Here is a 15,165-nt window from a genome sequence, read left to right on the forward strand (position 1 = left end):
CCCGCCGCCCCGCGTTCCTGACCGCCAGCGTCAGCGAAATATCAGGAGAAGCTGTTAGTGTCGCGGCATGCCGAATCCCGTGTGTCTCCCGCTGCGCCGCCGCGCGCTGCCGGCGCTGGCCGCCGCCGCGCTGTGCCTGCTGCCGCCCGCGCTGGCGGCGGCGCGCGACCAAGGCTGCGGCAAGGACCAGGACTGCGCCCGCCGCGCGCTGGTCAGCGGGCAGATCAAGCCGCTGTCCGACGTGCTGCAGGCGGTACGCGACAAGGTGCCCGGCGATGTCATCGAAATCGAGCTGGACCACGACGACGGCCGCTGGATCTACGAAGTGAAAGTGCTGCCGCCCAATGGCCGCCGCAAGAAGCTGAAAATAGACGCCAACACCCTGGACATCCTGAAGATGAAGACGGATTGAGGCGGCGAGGTCAGGAAATGCGCATTCTGGTGGTGGAGGACGAACCCCGCATCGCGGCCGACCTGCGGACCGGGCTGGAAGAGGCGAACTACGTGGTGGATGAGGCCGGCGACGGCGAGGCGGCCTGGTTCCGCGCCGGCACCGAAGACTACGATGCCATCGTGCTCGATCTCGGGCTGCCCCGGCTCGACGGCCTGACGGTGCTGCGCCGGCTGCGCGCCGAAGGCGTGGCCGCGCCGGTGCTGATTCTCACCGCCCGCGACGGCTGGCGCGACAAGGTCGAAGGCATCGATGCCGGCGCCGACGACTACCTGGCCAAGCCGTTCCGGATGGAAGAGCTGCTGGCCCGGGTACGCGCGATCACCCGGCGGGCCGCCGGCCAGGCCTCGCCGGTGCTGCGCGCCGGCCCGCTGGAGGTCGACACCCGCAGCCGCCAGGCCACCGTCGACGGGCGCGCGCTGCCGCTGTCGGCGCTCGAATACCGGCTGCTGTGCTACCTGCTGCACCACCGCGGCCGCATCCTGTCGCAGACCGACCTGCTCGAACACGTCTACGAGGGCGACAGCGAGCGCGACATCAACGCCGTCGAGGCGCTGGTGGCGCGCCTGCGGCGCAAGCTGGGCGCCGATCTGATCGAGACCCGGCGCGGCCACGGCTACCTGATTCCCGCCGGATCGTGAGCCGCCGGTCGCTGCTGGCCCGGCTCGGCTGCGCCGCGGCGCTGCTGATCGCGCTCGCGCTGGCGGTGGGCGGCGCCGGCCTGACGCTGATCTTCGACCGCCAGATGGAGCGCCGCGCGGCCGCCGAACTCGGCCTGTACGCCAAGGCGCTGGCGGCCCAGCTGCGCATCGGCGACGGCGGCCGCCCGGAACTCGAGGCCGTGCCCGCCGAGCCGCGTTTCGACCAGCCCTACAGCGGGCTGTACTGGCAGATCGACACGCCCGCCGGCCGCTCGCTGCGCTCGCGTTCGCTGTGGGACTACGCCCTGCCCGCCCGCCCCGGCCAGCCGGGCGAGGCGCCCGTTCGGCACAGGCTGGACGGCCCCGAACACGCCGCGCTGCTGGCGGTGTCGCGCACGATCGTGACGGACGACGCGCCCGGCGCTCCCACGGCGACAATCACGGTGGCGCTGGACTACGCCGACCTGGCGGCCGAGCGGCGCTCGTTCCTGGAACTGCTGGTGCCGGCGCTGGCCGGCCTCGGCCTGCTGCTGGCGCTGGCGATGGCCGGCCTGCTGTACCTGGCGCTGCGGCCCTTTCGCGGGCTGCGCGCCGACTTGCAGGCCATCCACGCCGGCCGGCGCCGCACGCTGTCGCGCGACGTGCCCGACGAGGTGCAGCCCGTGGTCGACGACCTCAATCGGCTGATCGCCTTCCAGGACGCCGCGCTGGAGCGCGCCTGCGCCCAGGCGGGCGATCTCGCGCACGGCCTGAAGACGCCGCTGGCGGTGCTGGGCGCAATGGCCCGCGACGCGCGGCGACAGGGGCAGCCCGGCGTGGCCGGCGAGATCGAAGGCCAGGTCGACCTGATGCGGCATCACGTAGAACGCGCGCTGGCGCGTGCCCGGGCCGGCATGACGGCGGCGGTCGGCCGCCGCGCCACGGCCGACGTCGGCCGGACACTGGCAAGCATCCTGCGCGCGCTGCGCACGCTGCCCGACGCCCAGGCATTGCGCTGGGAAGTGGCGCTGCCTTCCTCGCCGCTCCGCTTCGCGGGCGACGACGGCGACCTCACCGAGATACTGGGCAATCTGCTCGACAACGCCCGCAAATGGGCGCGTCGGCACGTGCGCGTCAGCGCCGACGGCCGCGACGGCCACTTCACGCTGACCATCGAGGACGACGGGCCGGGCCTGCCCGACGACGTCGCGGTGCGCATCGAGCGCGGCCGGCGCTGGGACGAGTCGCGGCCGGGCTCCGGCTTCGGCCTGGCCATCGCGCGCGACCTGGCCGAGGCCTACCAGGGCAGCCTGGGCTTCTCGCGCTCGCCCCTGGGCGGGCTGGCGGTGGCCGTGTCGCTGCCGGCCGCGCCATCAGGCAACGCCGGGCGCAGCGGCGCGCCGTCTTCAAAATAAAGAATGCTGACATTAACCTGATAACCCATAATGGCGCGGGCGCGAAACAGCGCTCGTCCATACACAACATAAAGGCCGCGCGAACGGCCGATCAGGGGAATGAAAAGCATGCAAAAGAAGAAATGGCAAATGGCGGCCGGCATCCTGGCCTTGTCGATGCTCGCTGCTTGTGGCGGCGATGGCGACGATTCCGGCACGCAGGGGGATGGCGGCGGCACGCCTGACGGCGAACCGGCCGCGCCGTACACCGCTGAACAGGTCAAGTGGTACGGCCACGAAAGCGCGTTCACCGCGCTGTCGATCTCGCGCGTCGGCCTGCTCCTGACTTCGGTGGCGCTGGAGACCGCCGGCACGAATCCGTCGGGCCCGCAGGCCTGCCCCGGCGGCGGCACCTTCACCGCCGCGGTGGACGATGCCGACAGCAACGAAGATCTCTCCGCCGGCGACTCGGTCACCCTGAATTTCGCCGGCTGCTTCCTGCCCGACGACATGCAGGCAGACGGCCAGGTCAAAGTCACGCTGACCGAGCTGAACGGCCAATTCGCGGACGAGACCGACGCCTTCGACGCCCATGCCGAACTGGTGCTGACCAATCTGCTGCTGGACGGCGAAACCACGGTGAACGGCACCCTCGCCATGGTCCTGGCGCACGACACCAAGGACACGCCGGACACCACCGATGACACCGACACCGTGACGACCCACGCCGGTTCGCTCGCCTTGACCGAACCGGACAGCGACTACACGAACCAGATCACCGGGTACGAAAGCGAAATCGTGTTCGACTACGCGACCCAGGGCATCACCTTCACGAAGGCCGACTATACGGCCAAGGGCAGCGGCGACCCGATCCTGGGCCAGTTCGACTACAAGGTCAGCCTGGACCCGAGCGTGATCGTGGATGCCGAGTTCATCCCCAGCTCGGGCAAGGTCAAGGCCGTTACCGCCACCGAGACGATCACGACCACGTTCGCCACCGAAGACGACGGCACCTCGGTCACGGTCACGTCGAGCTCCGGCACGACCTCGACCATGTCGCTCGAGGAATTCGACGATCTGTGACGGGCCGCGCGTAGCCCGACGGCCGCGGGCGGCAGCCGGCATGCCGGCACCGCCCGCCCGCCGCTACTTCAGCGGCTTGTAGCGGAAACGTTTGGGCTTGGCGCCTTCCTCGCCCAGCCGGCGGCGCTTGTCGGCTTCGTATTCCTGGTAGTTGCCGTCGAAGAAGGTGACCTGCGAGTCGCCTTCGAAGGCCAGGATGTGGGTGGCGATGCGGTCCAGGAACCAGCGGTCGTGGCTGATGACCATCACGCAGCCCGGGAATTCGAGCAGGGCGTCTTCCAGCGCGCGCAGCGTTTCCACGTCGAGGTCGTTCGACGGTTCGTCCAGCAGCAGCAGGTTGCCGCCGGCCAGCAGCGTCTTGGCCAGATGCAGCCGGCCGCGCTCGCCGCCCGACAGGTTGCCGACCATCTTGTTCTGGTCGCCACCCTTGAAGTTGAAGCGGCCCAGGTAGGCGCGCGACGGCATTTCGAACTTGCCCACGGTCAGGATGTCGGCGCCGTCGGCCACCGCGTCGAACACCGTCTTGGCGTCCTCCAGCGAATCGCGGGTCTGCTCTACGTAGGCGGTGCGCACGGTCGGGCCCACCACGACCTCGCCGCGATCGGGGCTTTCCTTGCCGGCGATCATCTTGAACAGCGTCGACTTGCCGGCGCCGTTGGGGCCGATGATGCCGACGATGGCGCCGGCCGGCACCTTGAAGCTGAGGTCGTCGATCAGCAGGCGGTCGCCATAGCCCTTGCTGACGCCCTTGAACTCGATCACCTCGTTGCCCAGGCGCTCGGCCACCGGGATGAAGATTTCGGAGGTCTCGTTGCGCTTCTGGTATTCGTGCGAGCTGAGTTCCTCGAAGCGCGCGATGCGGGCCTTGGACTTGGCCTGCCGCGCCTTGGGATTCTGCCGCACCCACTCCAGTTCTTTCTGGATGGTCTTCTGGCGCGCCGACTCGGCCGCCTCTTCCTGCTTCAGGCGGGCCTCTTTCTGCTCCAGCCAGGAGCTGTAGTTGCCCTTCCACGGGATGCCGTGGCCGCGGTCCAGTTCCAGGATCCACTCGGCGGCATTGTCGAGGAAGTAACGGTCGTGGGTGACGGCCACCACGGTGCCGGGGAACTTCTGCAGGAACACTTCGAGCCAGTCGACGCTTTCGGCGTCGAGGTGGTTCGTGGGTTCGTCCAGCAGCAGCATGTCGGGCTTGGACAGCAGCAGCCGGCACAGCGCCACGCGGCGCTTCTCGCCGCCCGACAGGTGGGCGATGGAGGCGTCCCAGGGCGGCAGGCGCAGCGCGTCGGCGGCGATTTCGAGCTGGTGCTCGACGTCGCCGCTGCCGCTGCTGCTGCCGGCGGCGATGATGGCTTCCAGCTCGGCCTGCTCGGTGGCCAGCTTGTCGAAATCGGCATCGGGCTCGGCGTAGGCGGCGTAGACCTCGTCGAGCCGCTTCTTGGCGGCGAACACGCCGCCCAGCCCTTCTTCCACCGCCTGCCGCACCGTGTGGGCAGGGTCGAGCTGAGGCTCCTGCGGCAGGTAGCCGATCCGCAGGTTGGCCATGGGGCGGGCTTCGCCCTCGATGTCGGTGTCGACGCCGGCCATGATCCGGAGCAGCGTGGACTTGCCCGAGCCGTTCAGGCCGAGCACGCCGATCTTGGCGCCGGGAAAGAACGACAGCGAAATGTCGCGCAGGATCTGCCGCTTGGGCGGCACGATCTTGCCGACGCGGTTCATGGTGTAGACGTATTGGGCCATGGGGGAACGCGAAGAAGCCGGCGCGCGCCCGCTGGGCAGGCGCGCCGGACGGTGACGGAAACGACGCAGCCGCTATTGTAGGTAGAACCGGCGCGCGCCGCGACCGCCGCGGCCACGCGCCTTATTCGGCCTTGATGCCGGCCTTGCGGATGATGTCGCTCCACTTGGCGATGTCGGCCTGCTGCAGCTTGCGGAACTCGGCGTTGCGCACGGTGCCCGCCACCGAGCCGATCTCTTCCAGCTTGGCCTTGACTTCCGGAATCGCCAGCACGCCGACCACCTCGCGGCCCAGGCGCTCGGCGATGGCGTCGGGCGTGCCGGCCGGCGCGAACAGGCCGTTCCAGTACATCATCTCGAAGCCCGGCACGCCCAGCTCGGCGATCGGCCGCACGCCGGGCAGCGCCGGCAGCGGTTGAGGGCTCGACACGCCCAGCGCCTTCAGCCGCTTGCCGACGATCAGCGGCCGCGCCACCGGAATGACTTCGAAAGTCAGGTCGAGCTGGCCGCCCATCAGGTCGGTCATCACGCCCGGGCCGCCCTTGTACGGGATGTGGCGCATCTTGGTGCCGGTGGCCGCCTGGAACAGCTCGGCCGTCAGGTGGTGGGCGCTGCCGATGCCGCTCGATCCGTAGTTCAGCGTGTCGGGCGCGGCCTTCAGGCCGGCGATCACGTCGGCCACCGAATTGAAGCGGCTGTTCGGCGGCACCACCAGCACCGTGGGGAAGCTGTTGAACAGCGCGATCGGCGTGAAATCCTTCTGCGGGTCGTAGCCGGGCTCCTTGACCAGCAGCATGTTGGTCACGTTGGTGGTCATGTTGCCGGCCAGCAGCGTATAGCCGTCGGGCCTGGCGCGCGCCACGTACTGGGCGCCCAGGATGCCCGACACGCCGGGCTTGTTCTCGATCACCACCGGCTTGCCCAGGCGCTGCGACAAGTGCTGGGCAACCAGCCGCGCCACCGTGTCGACGCCGCCCCCGGCGGAATACGGCACGACGATGGTGACGGCGCGCGTCGGGTAGGCATCCGTCTGCGCATGCAAAGGACCGGCGCACAGCGCAAAGCCGGCGAGCAAGGTACGAAACAAACGTGAATACATGAAGTGTCTCCGCAAGTAAATTCTGGTCTGAGTCGCGCCGCTATCCAGGGCACGGCGGATCCGGCGCCGCCGGTCCGCCTGTGCCCTCGGGGGACGCGCGAAGCGCGCAGGGGGGGCCTTATACAGCAAAGCGCGCCAGGGCGTCCGGGTCGAACGTCATGCCCCAGCCCGGCCCGGCCGGCACCTTGGCCCGCCCTTCGCCGTCGAGCTCGACCCGGCTCGAATAAAGATTCTCGAACCAGGCCACGTACTCGACGATCATCACGTTGGGCAGCCCCGCCGCCAGCGACAGCGTCATCTCGCTGAACAGGTGCGGCGAGACCGGCACCTTGAAGGCCTCGGCCAGGAGCACCGCCTTGACCACTTCGGTCGGGCCGCCCATGCGCTGCATGTCGGGCATCAGGATATCGGCCGACCCCTGGCGCAGCATGTCGAACATGCCGGCGCTGGTGTATTCGTTCTCGCCGCTGGCGATGGGCGTGTCGAGCGCGGCCGCCACCGCGGCTTCGGCGGCGTGGTCGCGGCTGGGCACGGGTTCTTCGATCCATGCCAGGCCGTATTCTTCCAGCCGCCGGCCGAGGCGGATCGCCTGCGGCGCGGTGAACTGCTGGTTGCAGTCGGCCATCAGCATGATGTCCGGACCGATCGCCTCGCGCACGGCGCGCACGCGCGCTACGTCGTCGTCCATCGACGGCATGCCGAGCGACATCTTGATCGCGCGGAAGCCTTGCTCGATGAAGGCCTCGGCCTCGGCCTGAATCTGGTCGATGCCGGCCGACAGCCGCAGGCCGTTGCTGCGGTAGACCGGCAGCGCGTCGCGGTAGGCGCCCAGCATCCGGCTCACGTTCATGCCGGCGGCCTTGCCGCGCAGGTCCCACAGGGCCATGTCGATCGCCGCCAGGCCGACGGCCGTCACGCCGGGCCGGCCGAGGAAGGCGGTGTCGGCCCAGGCGCGCGATACGAAGGCGCCCCCCATGCCGGGATCGGTGCCGACCACCAGCGGCTCGAAGCTGGCGATCATCTGGTCCAGCACCGGCAGGCGCAGGCCGTTGAGCGTGAACACCAGGCCTTCGCCGGCCAGGCCTTCGTCGGTATCGAGAAAGACCGCCAGGCAGTCGATCGACTTGATGATGGTCTTGGCGCTGGGGATCGGGCGCGGCAGCGGGATGCTGAGGGGAAGGCGTCGGAGTCGGGTGATTTTCATGGATTCGGGCCGCTTGCGGCGGGCAGGAGAAAGGGCGGCGGGGCCGCGCGTGGCGCAGATGTTGACCTGCCGGGACGGTTTCGTCCATTCTCTAATTTTCATGTTTCCATTACCGGGACGAATAGATGGATCTGCGCGACCTGGCCTATTTCGAAGCCATCGCCGAGGCGGGCAACCTGAGCGAGGCGGCCAGGCGCGTGTTCCGCAGCCAGCCGGCGCTGAGCAAATGCCTGCAGCGGCTCGAGGCCGGCCTGAACGCGCCGCTGTTCGAGCGCAACGGGCGCCGGCTCAGGCTCACGCCGGTGGGCGAGGCGCTGCTGGCGCGGGCCCGCATGCTGCGGCGGGCGATGGAAGACACCGTGCGCGAACTGGGCGACATCGCGCAGGGCCTGGCCGGCCACGTCCGCATCGGCCATACGGCCACCGCGGCCGAATACCTGCTGCCGCAGATCGTCAGCGCCGTGCGGCGCCAGGCGCCGCGCGTCACGCTGGAACTGGTGCTGGGGCTGAACGACCCGCTGCGCGCGGCCTTGCGGGCGGGCGACCTGGACCTGCTGGTGGGTCCGCTGACCGAACTCGACGCCGAGTTCGAAACCCTCACCATCTTCAAGGACGAAGTGGTGGTGGCCGCCGGCAAGGACCACCCGCTGTGCCGGATCGCGCGGCCGTCGCTGGCGCAGCTGGCGCAATTCGGCTGGGTGCTGCCGCCGCATTCGGTGTCGATCCGCGGCTGGCTGGACCGGGCCTTCGAGCGGCGCCGCCTGCCGCATCCGCGGGTGGAGGTGGAATCGGGGCTGGTCACCCTGATGCCGGGCCTGGTCGAACGCACGGACCTGCTCACCTTCGTGTCGCGCCAGCACCTGCGCGGGCGCAACCTGCGGCCGCTGCTGCGCGAGATCCACGCGCCGGAACTGCTGCTGCGGCGCGAATTCGGCGCCGTGTTCCCGGTGGGCGGCTGCCCGGCGCCGTCTGCCCAGGCCGTGCTGGGCGTGCTGCGGTCACGCAAGAACCGGCTGTCGCTGGTGGCTCCGGGCTGAGGCGCCGGCATGGGCATTTCTACATTGCGCCGGTAATTCCTTCACGCTCCTTCTGACCGTGCGCTGAACGCGTTGTCGAATCTGCTCGGCCACAGCACTGCCGGGCCGTCCCGGCACTGGCACGCCGCTTGCCGAGAGGCCCGCGCCTTCTCCGCCGCGACCGCCATGCCCCAGACCTTCGACCATGCCGCCGTCCTGACCGTCAAGCTGGCCCTGCTCGGCATCGCGGTCTTCGTGGGCGCCACGGTCGCGGTGGCCGTATGGCGCATGACCGCCTCGGTGGCGCCCGACGTGGGCGTGCCGCAGCCGATTCCGTTCAGCCACCGTCACCACGTGGGCGATGACGGCATTTCCTGCCTGTACTGCCATTCGTCCGTGCAGCGCTCGGCCACGGCCGGCCTGCCCGCCACCGAGGTGTGCCTGAGCTGCCATTCGGTGCTGTTCCGCGATTCGCCGGCGCTGGCGCCGCTGCACGAGAGCGCGCGCACGGGGCAGCCTGTCGCGTGGCGCCGGGTCTACGACGTGCCGGACTTCGTCTTCTTCAACCACAGCGTGCACGTCGCCAAGGGCGTGGCCTGCGTCACCTGCCACGGGCGGGTCGACAAGATGCCCGAACTGCTGCGGCCGCAGCCCATCGAGATGCAGTGGTGCCTGGACTGCCATCGCGCGCCCGGCCGCCACGTCGGCCCGCCCGACCAGGTGATGGTCATGCGCGATCCGCCGGCGCTGTCGGCCGCCGACATGGCGCGGCTGCGCGACATCTTCCAGCTGGAAGGCAGCGACCGCCTGACCAGTTGCTCCACCTGCCATCGCTGACCATGACGACGCGCCGACACATCCGCATCGAGCCGCTGCCGCCCATGGCCGGGCCGGCGGACGCGCCCGCCGATCCGGCGCGGCGCGCGCTGCTGCAGTGGCTCGGCGCGGCCGCGGCGCTGGCGGCCGGGGGCTGCAGCGGGCCGCCGGCCGAACCCGTCCTGCCCTATGTGCGGATGCCGGAGGGCATGGTGCCGGGCGAGCCGGTGTTCTACGCGGCCACGCTGCTGCGCGACGGCTATGCGCAAGGCGTGCTGGTGGAAACCCATACCGGCCTGCCGGCCAAGGTGGAAGGCAATCCTTCGCATCCCGCCACGCTGGGCGCGGCCGATGCCGTGGCGCAGGCCGCCATCCTGCAACTGTGGGATCCCGACCGCTCCACCCACGTCGCGCATGGCGCGGCGATCGCGGCGCGCCAGGACTTCCGGCAGGCACTGCGCGCCCGGCTCGACGGGGTGGGCGACGGCGCCGGGCTGCGCCTGCTGACCGGCACCGTGACCTCGCCCACGCTGCTGCGACAGATCGGCGAGCTGCGCCGGCGCTATCCGGCCATGCGCTGGCACCGCCACGATCCCGCGCGCGATGCCGCGGCCGAAGAAGGCGCGCAGCGGGCGTTCGGCCGGCCGGCGCGCGCGGTGTACCGGCTGGACCGGGCACGCGTGGTGGCCGTCTTCGGCGCCGACCCGTTCGCCGAAGGCCCCGCCGCGGCGCGCCAGGCGCGCGACTTCGCCCAGGCGCGGCAGGCGTCGCAGCGCGCCCGGCTGTACGTGGCCGAGACCACGCCGGGACTGGCCGGCGCCAAGGCCGACGGCCGGCTGGCGCGCATGCCGGCCGAGATCGATGCCTTGCTGCTGCGGCTTGCCCGGCGGCTGGGCGCGGCGCCGGGCACGCCGGATCCGGACCATCCCGACGCGCGCTGGATCGACGCGCTGGCCGCCCAGCTCGCGGCGCAGCGCGGGCATGGCGCGGTGATCGCCGGGCCGGCGCTGACGCCCGCGTCGCACGAACTGGCCTGGCGCATCGATGCCGCGCTGGGCAACCTGGGGCGCACGGTGGAGGCCATGCCCGTCTTCGGGGACGAGGCCGGCGCGGACGCCGATACGGGCGCCGGCCCTGACGCCAATGCCGGTCCGGAAGAACTCCCTGCGCTGGTGGCGGACATGCGCGCCGGGCGCGTCGATACCCTGGTCATGGTCGATACCAACCCGGCATACGACGCGCCGGGCGAACTGGCATTCGCCGATGCGCTTTCGCGGGTGCCGTTCAGCGTGCACCTGGGCCTGTACCGCGACGAAACCGGCCGCGCCGCCGCCTGGCACCTGCCGCGCGCGCACGACTTCGAGGACTGGGGCGACGCCCGCGCATGGGACGGCACCGCCTGCATCGCGCAGCCGGTCATCGCGCCGCTGTACGGCGGCTGGTCGCCGCATACGCTGCTGGGGCTGCTGATCCGCGACGAGGATGCGAGCGCGTGGGACCATGTGCGCGCGACCTGGCGGCAGCAATGGGGCGACGGCTTCGACGACCGCTGGACCGCGGCCCTGCGCGCCGGCTACATCGCCGATTCGCGGCCCGCGCCGCTGCCGGGACCGGCAGCCGCACCGCCATCGGAGACGGGCGCTGCGTTCCATGCCCCGGATAGGCAAGGCGCGCCCGAGGCGGATGCCGCACAAGCGGCGACCGCCGGCGCGCGGCACGAACCGGCCTCCGCGCTCGCGCTCACCGCGGTATTCGTCCCCGACCCGTCTTCCGGCACGGGCTCGCGCGCCAACAACGCCTGGCTGCAGGAACTGCCCCGCCCCTTCACCCAGATCACCTGGGACAACGCCGCGCTGCTGGGCCCGCGCACCGCGCGCGCGGCCGGCGTGTCGAGCGGCGACGTGGTACGCATAAGCAGCGCGGGCGGCGGCGCGGTCGAGGCGCCGGTCTTCGTGCTGCGGCGCCATGCCGAAGGCGCGCTGACGCTGCCGCTCGGCCATGGCCGCCGGCACGCCGGCCGGGTGGGCGACGGCGTCGGCTTCGACGCCTATCCCTTGCAGCGCATCGGGCCTTCCGGCGCGCCGCTGCCCACCGCCGCGGTGACCATCGCGCCCACCGGGCGCCGCCACGCCTTCGCCCGCAGCCAGACCGAAACCGCCACCCACGGCCGCGATATCGTGCGCACGCGCACGCCGGAGCAGGCGGCCGGCGAACGTCCGCCGCCGCAGCCGCCGCCGTCGCTCTATCCGCCGGTGGCCTACCCGGGCTACGCCTGGGGCATGACGATCGACCTCGACGCCTGCATCGGCTGCAACGCCTGCAGCGTGGCCTGCCAGGCCGAGAACAACATCCCCGTGGTCGGGCCGGAAGAGGTCGCGCGCGGCCGCATCATGCACTGGATCCGCATCGACCACTACGACGACGGCCCCGGCGCCGCGCCGGCCTTCCAGCCGGTGGCCTGCATGCACTGCGAAAACGCGCCGTGCGAACTGGTGTGCCCGGTCGGCGCCACCATGCACGACCCGGAAGGCCTGAACGTGCAGGTCTACAACCGCTGCGTCGGCACCCGCTTCTGCTCCAACAACTGTCCGTACAAGGTCAGGCGCTTCAACTTCCGGCAATACAGCGACCGGACCGATCCGCACGCCGCCGCCGCGCGCAACCCCGACGTGACCGTCAGGCAGCGCGGCGTGATGGAGAAGTGCACCTACTGCCTGCAACGCATCAGCCGCGCGCGCATCGAGGCCGAGAAGCAGGGCCGCCGGATCGCCGACGGCGAGGTGGTCACCGCCTGCGAGGCGGCCTGCCCCACCCGCGCCATCGTGTTCGGCAACCTCAACGACGCCGCCAGCCGCGTCGCCCGCACGCGGCGCCAGGCGCGGGCCTACGAGCTGCTGGCCGAACTCGACACCCGCCCGCGCACCAGCTACCTGGCGCGCATCGGCGATCCGGACGCGGCCCTGGAGGGCTCCGATGACTGAGCCGCCGATGAACGAACCGCGCGCCGGCCGGCCGCCGCCACCGCCGGCGGCGCCTGCGATCCGCGCCCCGTCGCCGGCGGCCGCCGAAGCCGCCTACGCCAGCATTACGGACAAGATCGCCGGCATCGTGCTGGCGCGCGGCCAGGGCCATGCCGGCGGCTGGCCGCTGTGGCGCTGGCGCGTGCTGTTCCTGGCAACTTTCGCCGGCACGCTGGTGTTCTTCGGCGCGTCGGCCTGGCTGTTCGCGGTTGGCGTCGGGCTCTGGGGCGTCAACATCCCGGTCGCATGGGGCTTCGCGCTGGCCAACTTCGTCTGGTGGGTCGGCATCGGCCACGCCGGCACCTTCATCTCGGCCGTGCTGCTGCTCCTGCGCCAGCGCTGGCGCACCTCGATCAACCGCTTCGCCGAGGCGATGACGCTGTTCGCGGCCGGCATCGCCGGGCTCTTCCCCATCCTGCACCTGGGCCGGCCCTGGTTCTTCTACTGGCTGGTCCCCTACCCCAACCGCATGGACCTGTGGCCGCAGTGGCGCAGCCCGCTGGTATGGGACATCTTCGCGATCAGCACCTATCTGATCGTGTCGCTGCTGTTCTGGTACGTGGGCCTGATCCCCGACCTGGCCACGCTGCGCGACCGCGCGCGCAGCCGCGGCAAGCGGCTGGCCTACGGCCTGTTCGCGCTCGGCTGGCGCGGCGAGGCCCGCCACTGGGCGCGCTACGAGTCGGCCTATCTGCTGCTGGCAGGACTGGCCACGCCGCTGGTCGTGTCGGTGCACACCGTGGTGTCGCTCGACTTCGCCATCGGCAACACGCCCGGCTACCACTCCACGCTGTTCCCGCCCTATTTCGTGGCAGGGGCGCTGTTCTCCGGCTTCGCGATGGTGGTCACGATCGCGATTCCGCTGCGCCATTTCTACCGGCTCGAGGCCTTCATCACCGCCCGTCACCTGGCGCTGGCGGCCAAGGTGCTGCTGGCCACCGGCGCCATCGTCGCCTACGGCTATGCGGCCGAAGCCTTCATGGCCTTCTACAGCGGCGACCAATTCGAGCAGGCGATGATGACCGACCGCTGGACGGGCATGTATGCGCCGGTCTATTGGTCGCTGATCACCTGCAACGTGCTGGTGCCGCAGCTGCTGTGGCTGCGCCGCGTGCGCGCCAGCGTGGGCGGGCTGTTCGCGATCAGCCTGGTCGTCAACCTGGGCATGTGGATGGAGCGCTTCCTGATCGTGGTGCAGAGCACGCACCGCGATTTCCTGCCGTCGTCGTGGGGCGTGTTCCTGCCCACCGCGTGGGACTGGACCTTCCTGCTGGGGTCGGTGGCGCTGTTCGCGTGGCTGTTCCTGCTGTTCGTGCGCTTCCTGCCGCTGATCTCGATGGCCGAGATGCGCGCCCAGGTGCGCGAGACCGGCAGCACGGCGGCAACGTGATGGCGGCGCTCTACGGGATCATGGCCGAGTTCCGCAGCGCCGAGGCGCTGCTGGCGGCGGCGCGCGCGGTGCGGGCCGCCGGCGCGCGGCGGGTCGAGGCGTATTCGCCGATGCCGGTGGAAGGGCTGGCGGAGGAACTGGGCCACAAGGGCAGCGCGATGCCGCGCGTCACCCTGCTGGCCGGCATCGCCGGCGGCGTGGGCGGCTACCTGATGCAGTGGTACGCGGCCGCGGTGGCCTACCCCATCAACGTCGGCGGCCGGCCGCTGCACAGCTGGCCGATGTTCATCCCGGTGGCGTTCGAGCTGACCGTGCTGTGCGCCGCGCTGGCGGCCGTGATCGGCATGCTGGCCGCCAACGGCCTGCCGCGGCTGAACCATCCGGTGTTCGACGCGCCCGACTTCGACCTGGCCAGCCGCGATCGTTTCTTCCTGTGCCTGCGCTGCGGCGACGAACTGGCGCCGGAGGCGGCGCGGCGACTGCTGGCCCCGCTCGCCCCCGTGGCGGTGGTGGAGGTGCGGCAATGACGCGCCGTTCCCATCGCATGCCGAAGTCGCGCGCGCTGCGCGCCGGACGCATCGCGCTCGCGATGCTGGCGGCGCTGGCCGCGGCCTCGTGCGAGCGCGCCGCGCAGAACATGTACGACCAGCCGCGCACGCGCCCGTACCGGCAGAACCCGTTGTTTCCCGACGGCAGCTCGGCGCGCGTGCCGCCGGCCGGCGCCGAACCCTATGCGAGCGGCCCCGCCGCCGATCCCAGCGGCGGACGGCTGGGCCGGCAGGAAGCGGAGCGCCAGGCGGCCGCGGACCGCGCGCAGGCGATTCCCGGGCCGGTCACGCTGGCCATGCTGCGGCACGGCCGCGAACTGTACGCCGGCTATTGCCTGCCCTGCCACAGCCCGGCCGGCGACGGCGACGGCCGCGTGGTCCGGCGCGGCTTCCCGGCGCCGCCGTCGTTCGGCGAAGCGCGCCTGCTGGCGGCGCCCGACCGCCACATCTACGACGTCATCAGCGATGGCTTCGGCGTGATGGCGCGCTACGGCAACCGCATCGAACCGGCCGACCGCTGGGCGATCGTCGCCTTCGTGCGCGCGTTGCAGCTGAGCCAGCATGCCGAGCTGGCCGCGCTGCCGCCGCAGGCCCGGGCGCGCGCGCAGGCGGCGCTGGCGGCCGATGGCGCGGGCGATGTGCACACCGGCGGCGCGGACGATGCGGGCGCGGGGGGAAGCGGCGACGCACGCAACCGGGAGCCGACGCGATGAATTCGCCCGGACACTTCACCGATGCGGCGCGCCGCCAGGCGCGGGCCGCCGGCGGCGCCGCCGCGCCCCGCCGCCGG

The 15,165-nt window shown here is 71.4% G+C and carries 13 protein-coding genes; 10 read left to right on the forward strand and 3 right to left on the reverse strand.

The window, feature by feature from the left end:
- Positions 1-79: 79 nt before the first annotated feature.
- The 4 genes from ABD927_RS06285 (at position 80) to ABD927_RS06300 (ending at position 3,548) form a co-directional block, all read left to right on the forward strand.
- Positions 80-412, forward strand: a complete 333-nt coding sequence (locus tag ABD927_RS06285) for a PepSY domain-containing protein (protein ID WP_345247415.1) — start codon at positions 80-82, stop codon at positions 410-412.
- Between the two features lie 17 nt (positions 413-429).
- The gene (locus ABD927_RS06290; protein WP_345247417.1) at positions 430-1,092 is read left to right on the forward strand and encodes a response regulator transcription factor; all 663 of its coding nucleotides are present in this window, start codon (positions 430-432) and stop codon (positions 1,090-1,092) included.
- On the forward strand, positions 1,089-2,486 hold the full coding sequence (locus tag ABD927_RS06295; protein ID WP_345247419.1) for a sensor histidine kinase: 1,398 nt from the start codon (positions 1,089-1,091) through the stop codon (positions 2,484-2,486). Before ABD927_RS06290 ends, ABD927_RS06295 begins: the two co-directional genes overlap by 4 nt.
- 108 nt (positions 2,487-2,594) lie before the next feature.
- Positions 2,595-3,548, forward strand: coding sequence for a hypothetical protein (locus ABD927_RS06300; protein WP_345247421.1), 954 nt, complete (start codon positions 2,595-2,597; stop codon positions 3,546-3,548).
- Between the two features lie 63 nt (positions 3,549-3,611).
- On the opposite strand, the gene ettA is transcribed toward ABD927_RS06300, so the two are convergent.
- The 3 genes from ettA to ABD927_RS06315 all read right to left on the reverse strand — a co-directional run bounded on the left by ettA (position 3,612) and on the right by ABD927_RS06315 (position 7,585).
- Positions 3,612-5,285, reverse strand: a complete 1,674-nt coding sequence (gene ettA / locus ABD927_RS06305; RefSeq protein ID WP_345247423.1) for an energy-dependent translational throttle protein EttA — start codon at positions 5,283-5,285, stop codon at positions 3,612-3,614.
- Between the two features lie 121 nt (positions 5,286-5,406).
- A complete protein-coding gene (locus tag ABD927_RS06310; RefSeq protein WP_345247425.1) occupies positions 5,407-6,381 on the reverse strand; it encodes a Bug family tripartite tricarboxylate transporter substrate binding protein in 975 nt (324 codons plus the stop codon).
- Between the two features lie 118 nt (positions 6,382-6,499).
- Entirely contained in the window at positions 6,500-7,585 is a 1,086-nt protein-coding gene (locus tag ABD927_RS06315) for a mandelate racemase/muconate lactonizing enzyme family protein (protein WP_345247427.1), read from the reverse strand.
- Between the two features lie 125 nt (positions 7,586-7,710).
- Here ABD927_RS06315 and ABD927_RS06320 point away from each other — a divergent pair, with 125 nt between their 5' ends.
- The 6 genes from ABD927_RS06320 (at position 7,711) to ABD927_RS06345 (ending at position 15,088) form a co-directional block, all read left to right on the forward strand.
- Entirely contained in the window at positions 7,711-8,622 is a 912-nt protein-coding gene (locus ABD927_RS06320; RefSeq protein ID WP_345247429.1) for a LysR family transcriptional regulator, read from the forward strand.
- 165 nt (positions 8,623-8,787) lie between these two features.
- On the forward strand, positions 8,788-9,438 hold the full coding sequence (locus ABD927_RS06325; RefSeq protein WP_345247431.1) for a cytochrome c3 family protein: 651 nt from the start codon (positions 8,788-8,790) through the stop codon (positions 9,436-9,438).
- A 2-nt stretch (positions 9,439-9,440) separates the two neighbouring features.
- On the forward strand, positions 9,441-12,398 hold the full coding sequence (locus ABD927_RS06330; RefSeq protein ID WP_345247433.1) for a 4Fe-4S dicluster domain-containing protein: 2,958 nt from the start codon (positions 9,441-9,443) through the stop codon (positions 12,396-12,398).
- Positions 12,391-13,827, forward strand: a complete 1,437-nt coding sequence (nrfD, locus tag ABD927_RS06335; protein ID WP_345247435.1) for an NrfD/PsrC family molybdoenzyme membrane anchor subunit — start codon at positions 12,391-12,393, stop codon at positions 13,825-13,827. The genes ABD927_RS06330 and nrfD overlap by 8 nt, the downstream gene beginning before the upstream one ends.
- Positions 13,827-14,354, forward strand: a complete 528-nt coding sequence (locus tag ABD927_RS06340) for a DUF3341 domain-containing protein (protein WP_345247437.1) — start codon at positions 13,827-13,829, stop codon at positions 14,352-14,354. The genes nrfD and ABD927_RS06340 overlap by 1 nt, the downstream gene beginning before the upstream one ends.
- Positions 14,351-15,088 carry a c-type cytochrome gene (locus ABD927_RS06345; protein ID WP_345247439.1) on the forward strand — a complete coding sequence of 246 codons (738 nt, stop codon included), beginning with the start codon at positions 14,351-14,353 and terminating at the stop codon, positions 15,086-15,088. The genes ABD927_RS06340 and ABD927_RS06345 overlap by 4 nt, the downstream gene beginning before the upstream one ends.
- Positions 15,089-15,165: the final 77 nt, after the last annotated feature.

It is taken from the genome of Pigmentiphaga soli (assembly GCF_039541095.1).
GTDB classification, from domain to species: Bacteria; Pseudomonadota; Gammaproteobacteria; order Burkholderiales; family Burkholderiaceae_B; genus Pigmentiphaga; species Pigmentiphaga soli.

What these genes read in the sequence shown, in the direction of transcription:
- ABD927_RS06290 (WP_345247417.1), top strand. Translation starts at nt 430, where the DNA reads ATGCGCATTCTGGTGGTGGAGGACGAACCCCGCATCGCGGCCGACCTG.
- ABD927_RS06300 (WP_345247421.1), top strand. Translation starts at nt 2,595, where the DNA reads ATGCAAAAGAAGAAATGGCAAATGGCGGCCGGCATCCTGGCCTTGTCG.
- ettA (WP_345247423.1), bottom strand. Translation starts at nt 5,285, where the DNA reads ATGGCCCAATACGTCTACACCATGAACCGCGTCGGCAAGATCGTGCCG.
- ABD927_RS06310 (WP_345247425.1), bottom strand. Translation starts at nt 6,381, where the DNA reads ATGTATTCACGTTTGTTTCGTACCTTGCTCGCCGGCTTTGCGCTGTGC.
- ABD927_RS06315 (WP_345247427.1), bottom strand. Translation starts at nt 7,585, where the DNA reads ATGAAAATCACCCGACTCCGACGCCTTCCCCTCAGCATCCCGCTGCCG.
- ABD927_RS06320 (WP_345247429.1), top strand. Translation starts at nt 7,711, where the DNA reads ATGGATCTGCGCGACCTGGCCTATTTCGAAGCCATCGCCGAGGCGGGC.
- ABD927_RS06325 (WP_345247431.1), top strand. Translation starts at nt 8,788, where the DNA reads ATGCCCCAGACCTTCGACCATGCCGCCGTCCTGACCGTCAAGCTGGCC.
- ABD927_RS06330 (WP_345247433.1), top strand. Translation starts at nt 9,441, where the DNA reads ATGACGACGCGCCGACACATCCGCATCGAGCCGCTGCCGCCCATGGCC.
- nrfD (WP_345247435.1), top strand. Translation starts at nt 12,391, where the DNA reads ATGACTGAGCCGCCGATGAACGAACCGCGCGCCGGCCGGCCGCCGCCA.
- ABD927_RS06340 (WP_345247437.1), top strand. Translation starts at nt 13,827, where the DNA reads ATGGCGGCGCTCTACGGGATCATGGCCGAGTTCCGCAGCGCCGAGGCG.
- ABD927_RS06345 (WP_345247439.1), top strand. Translation starts at nt 14,351, where the DNA reads ATGACGCGCCGTTCCCATCGCATGCCGAAGTCGCGCGCGCTGCGCGCC.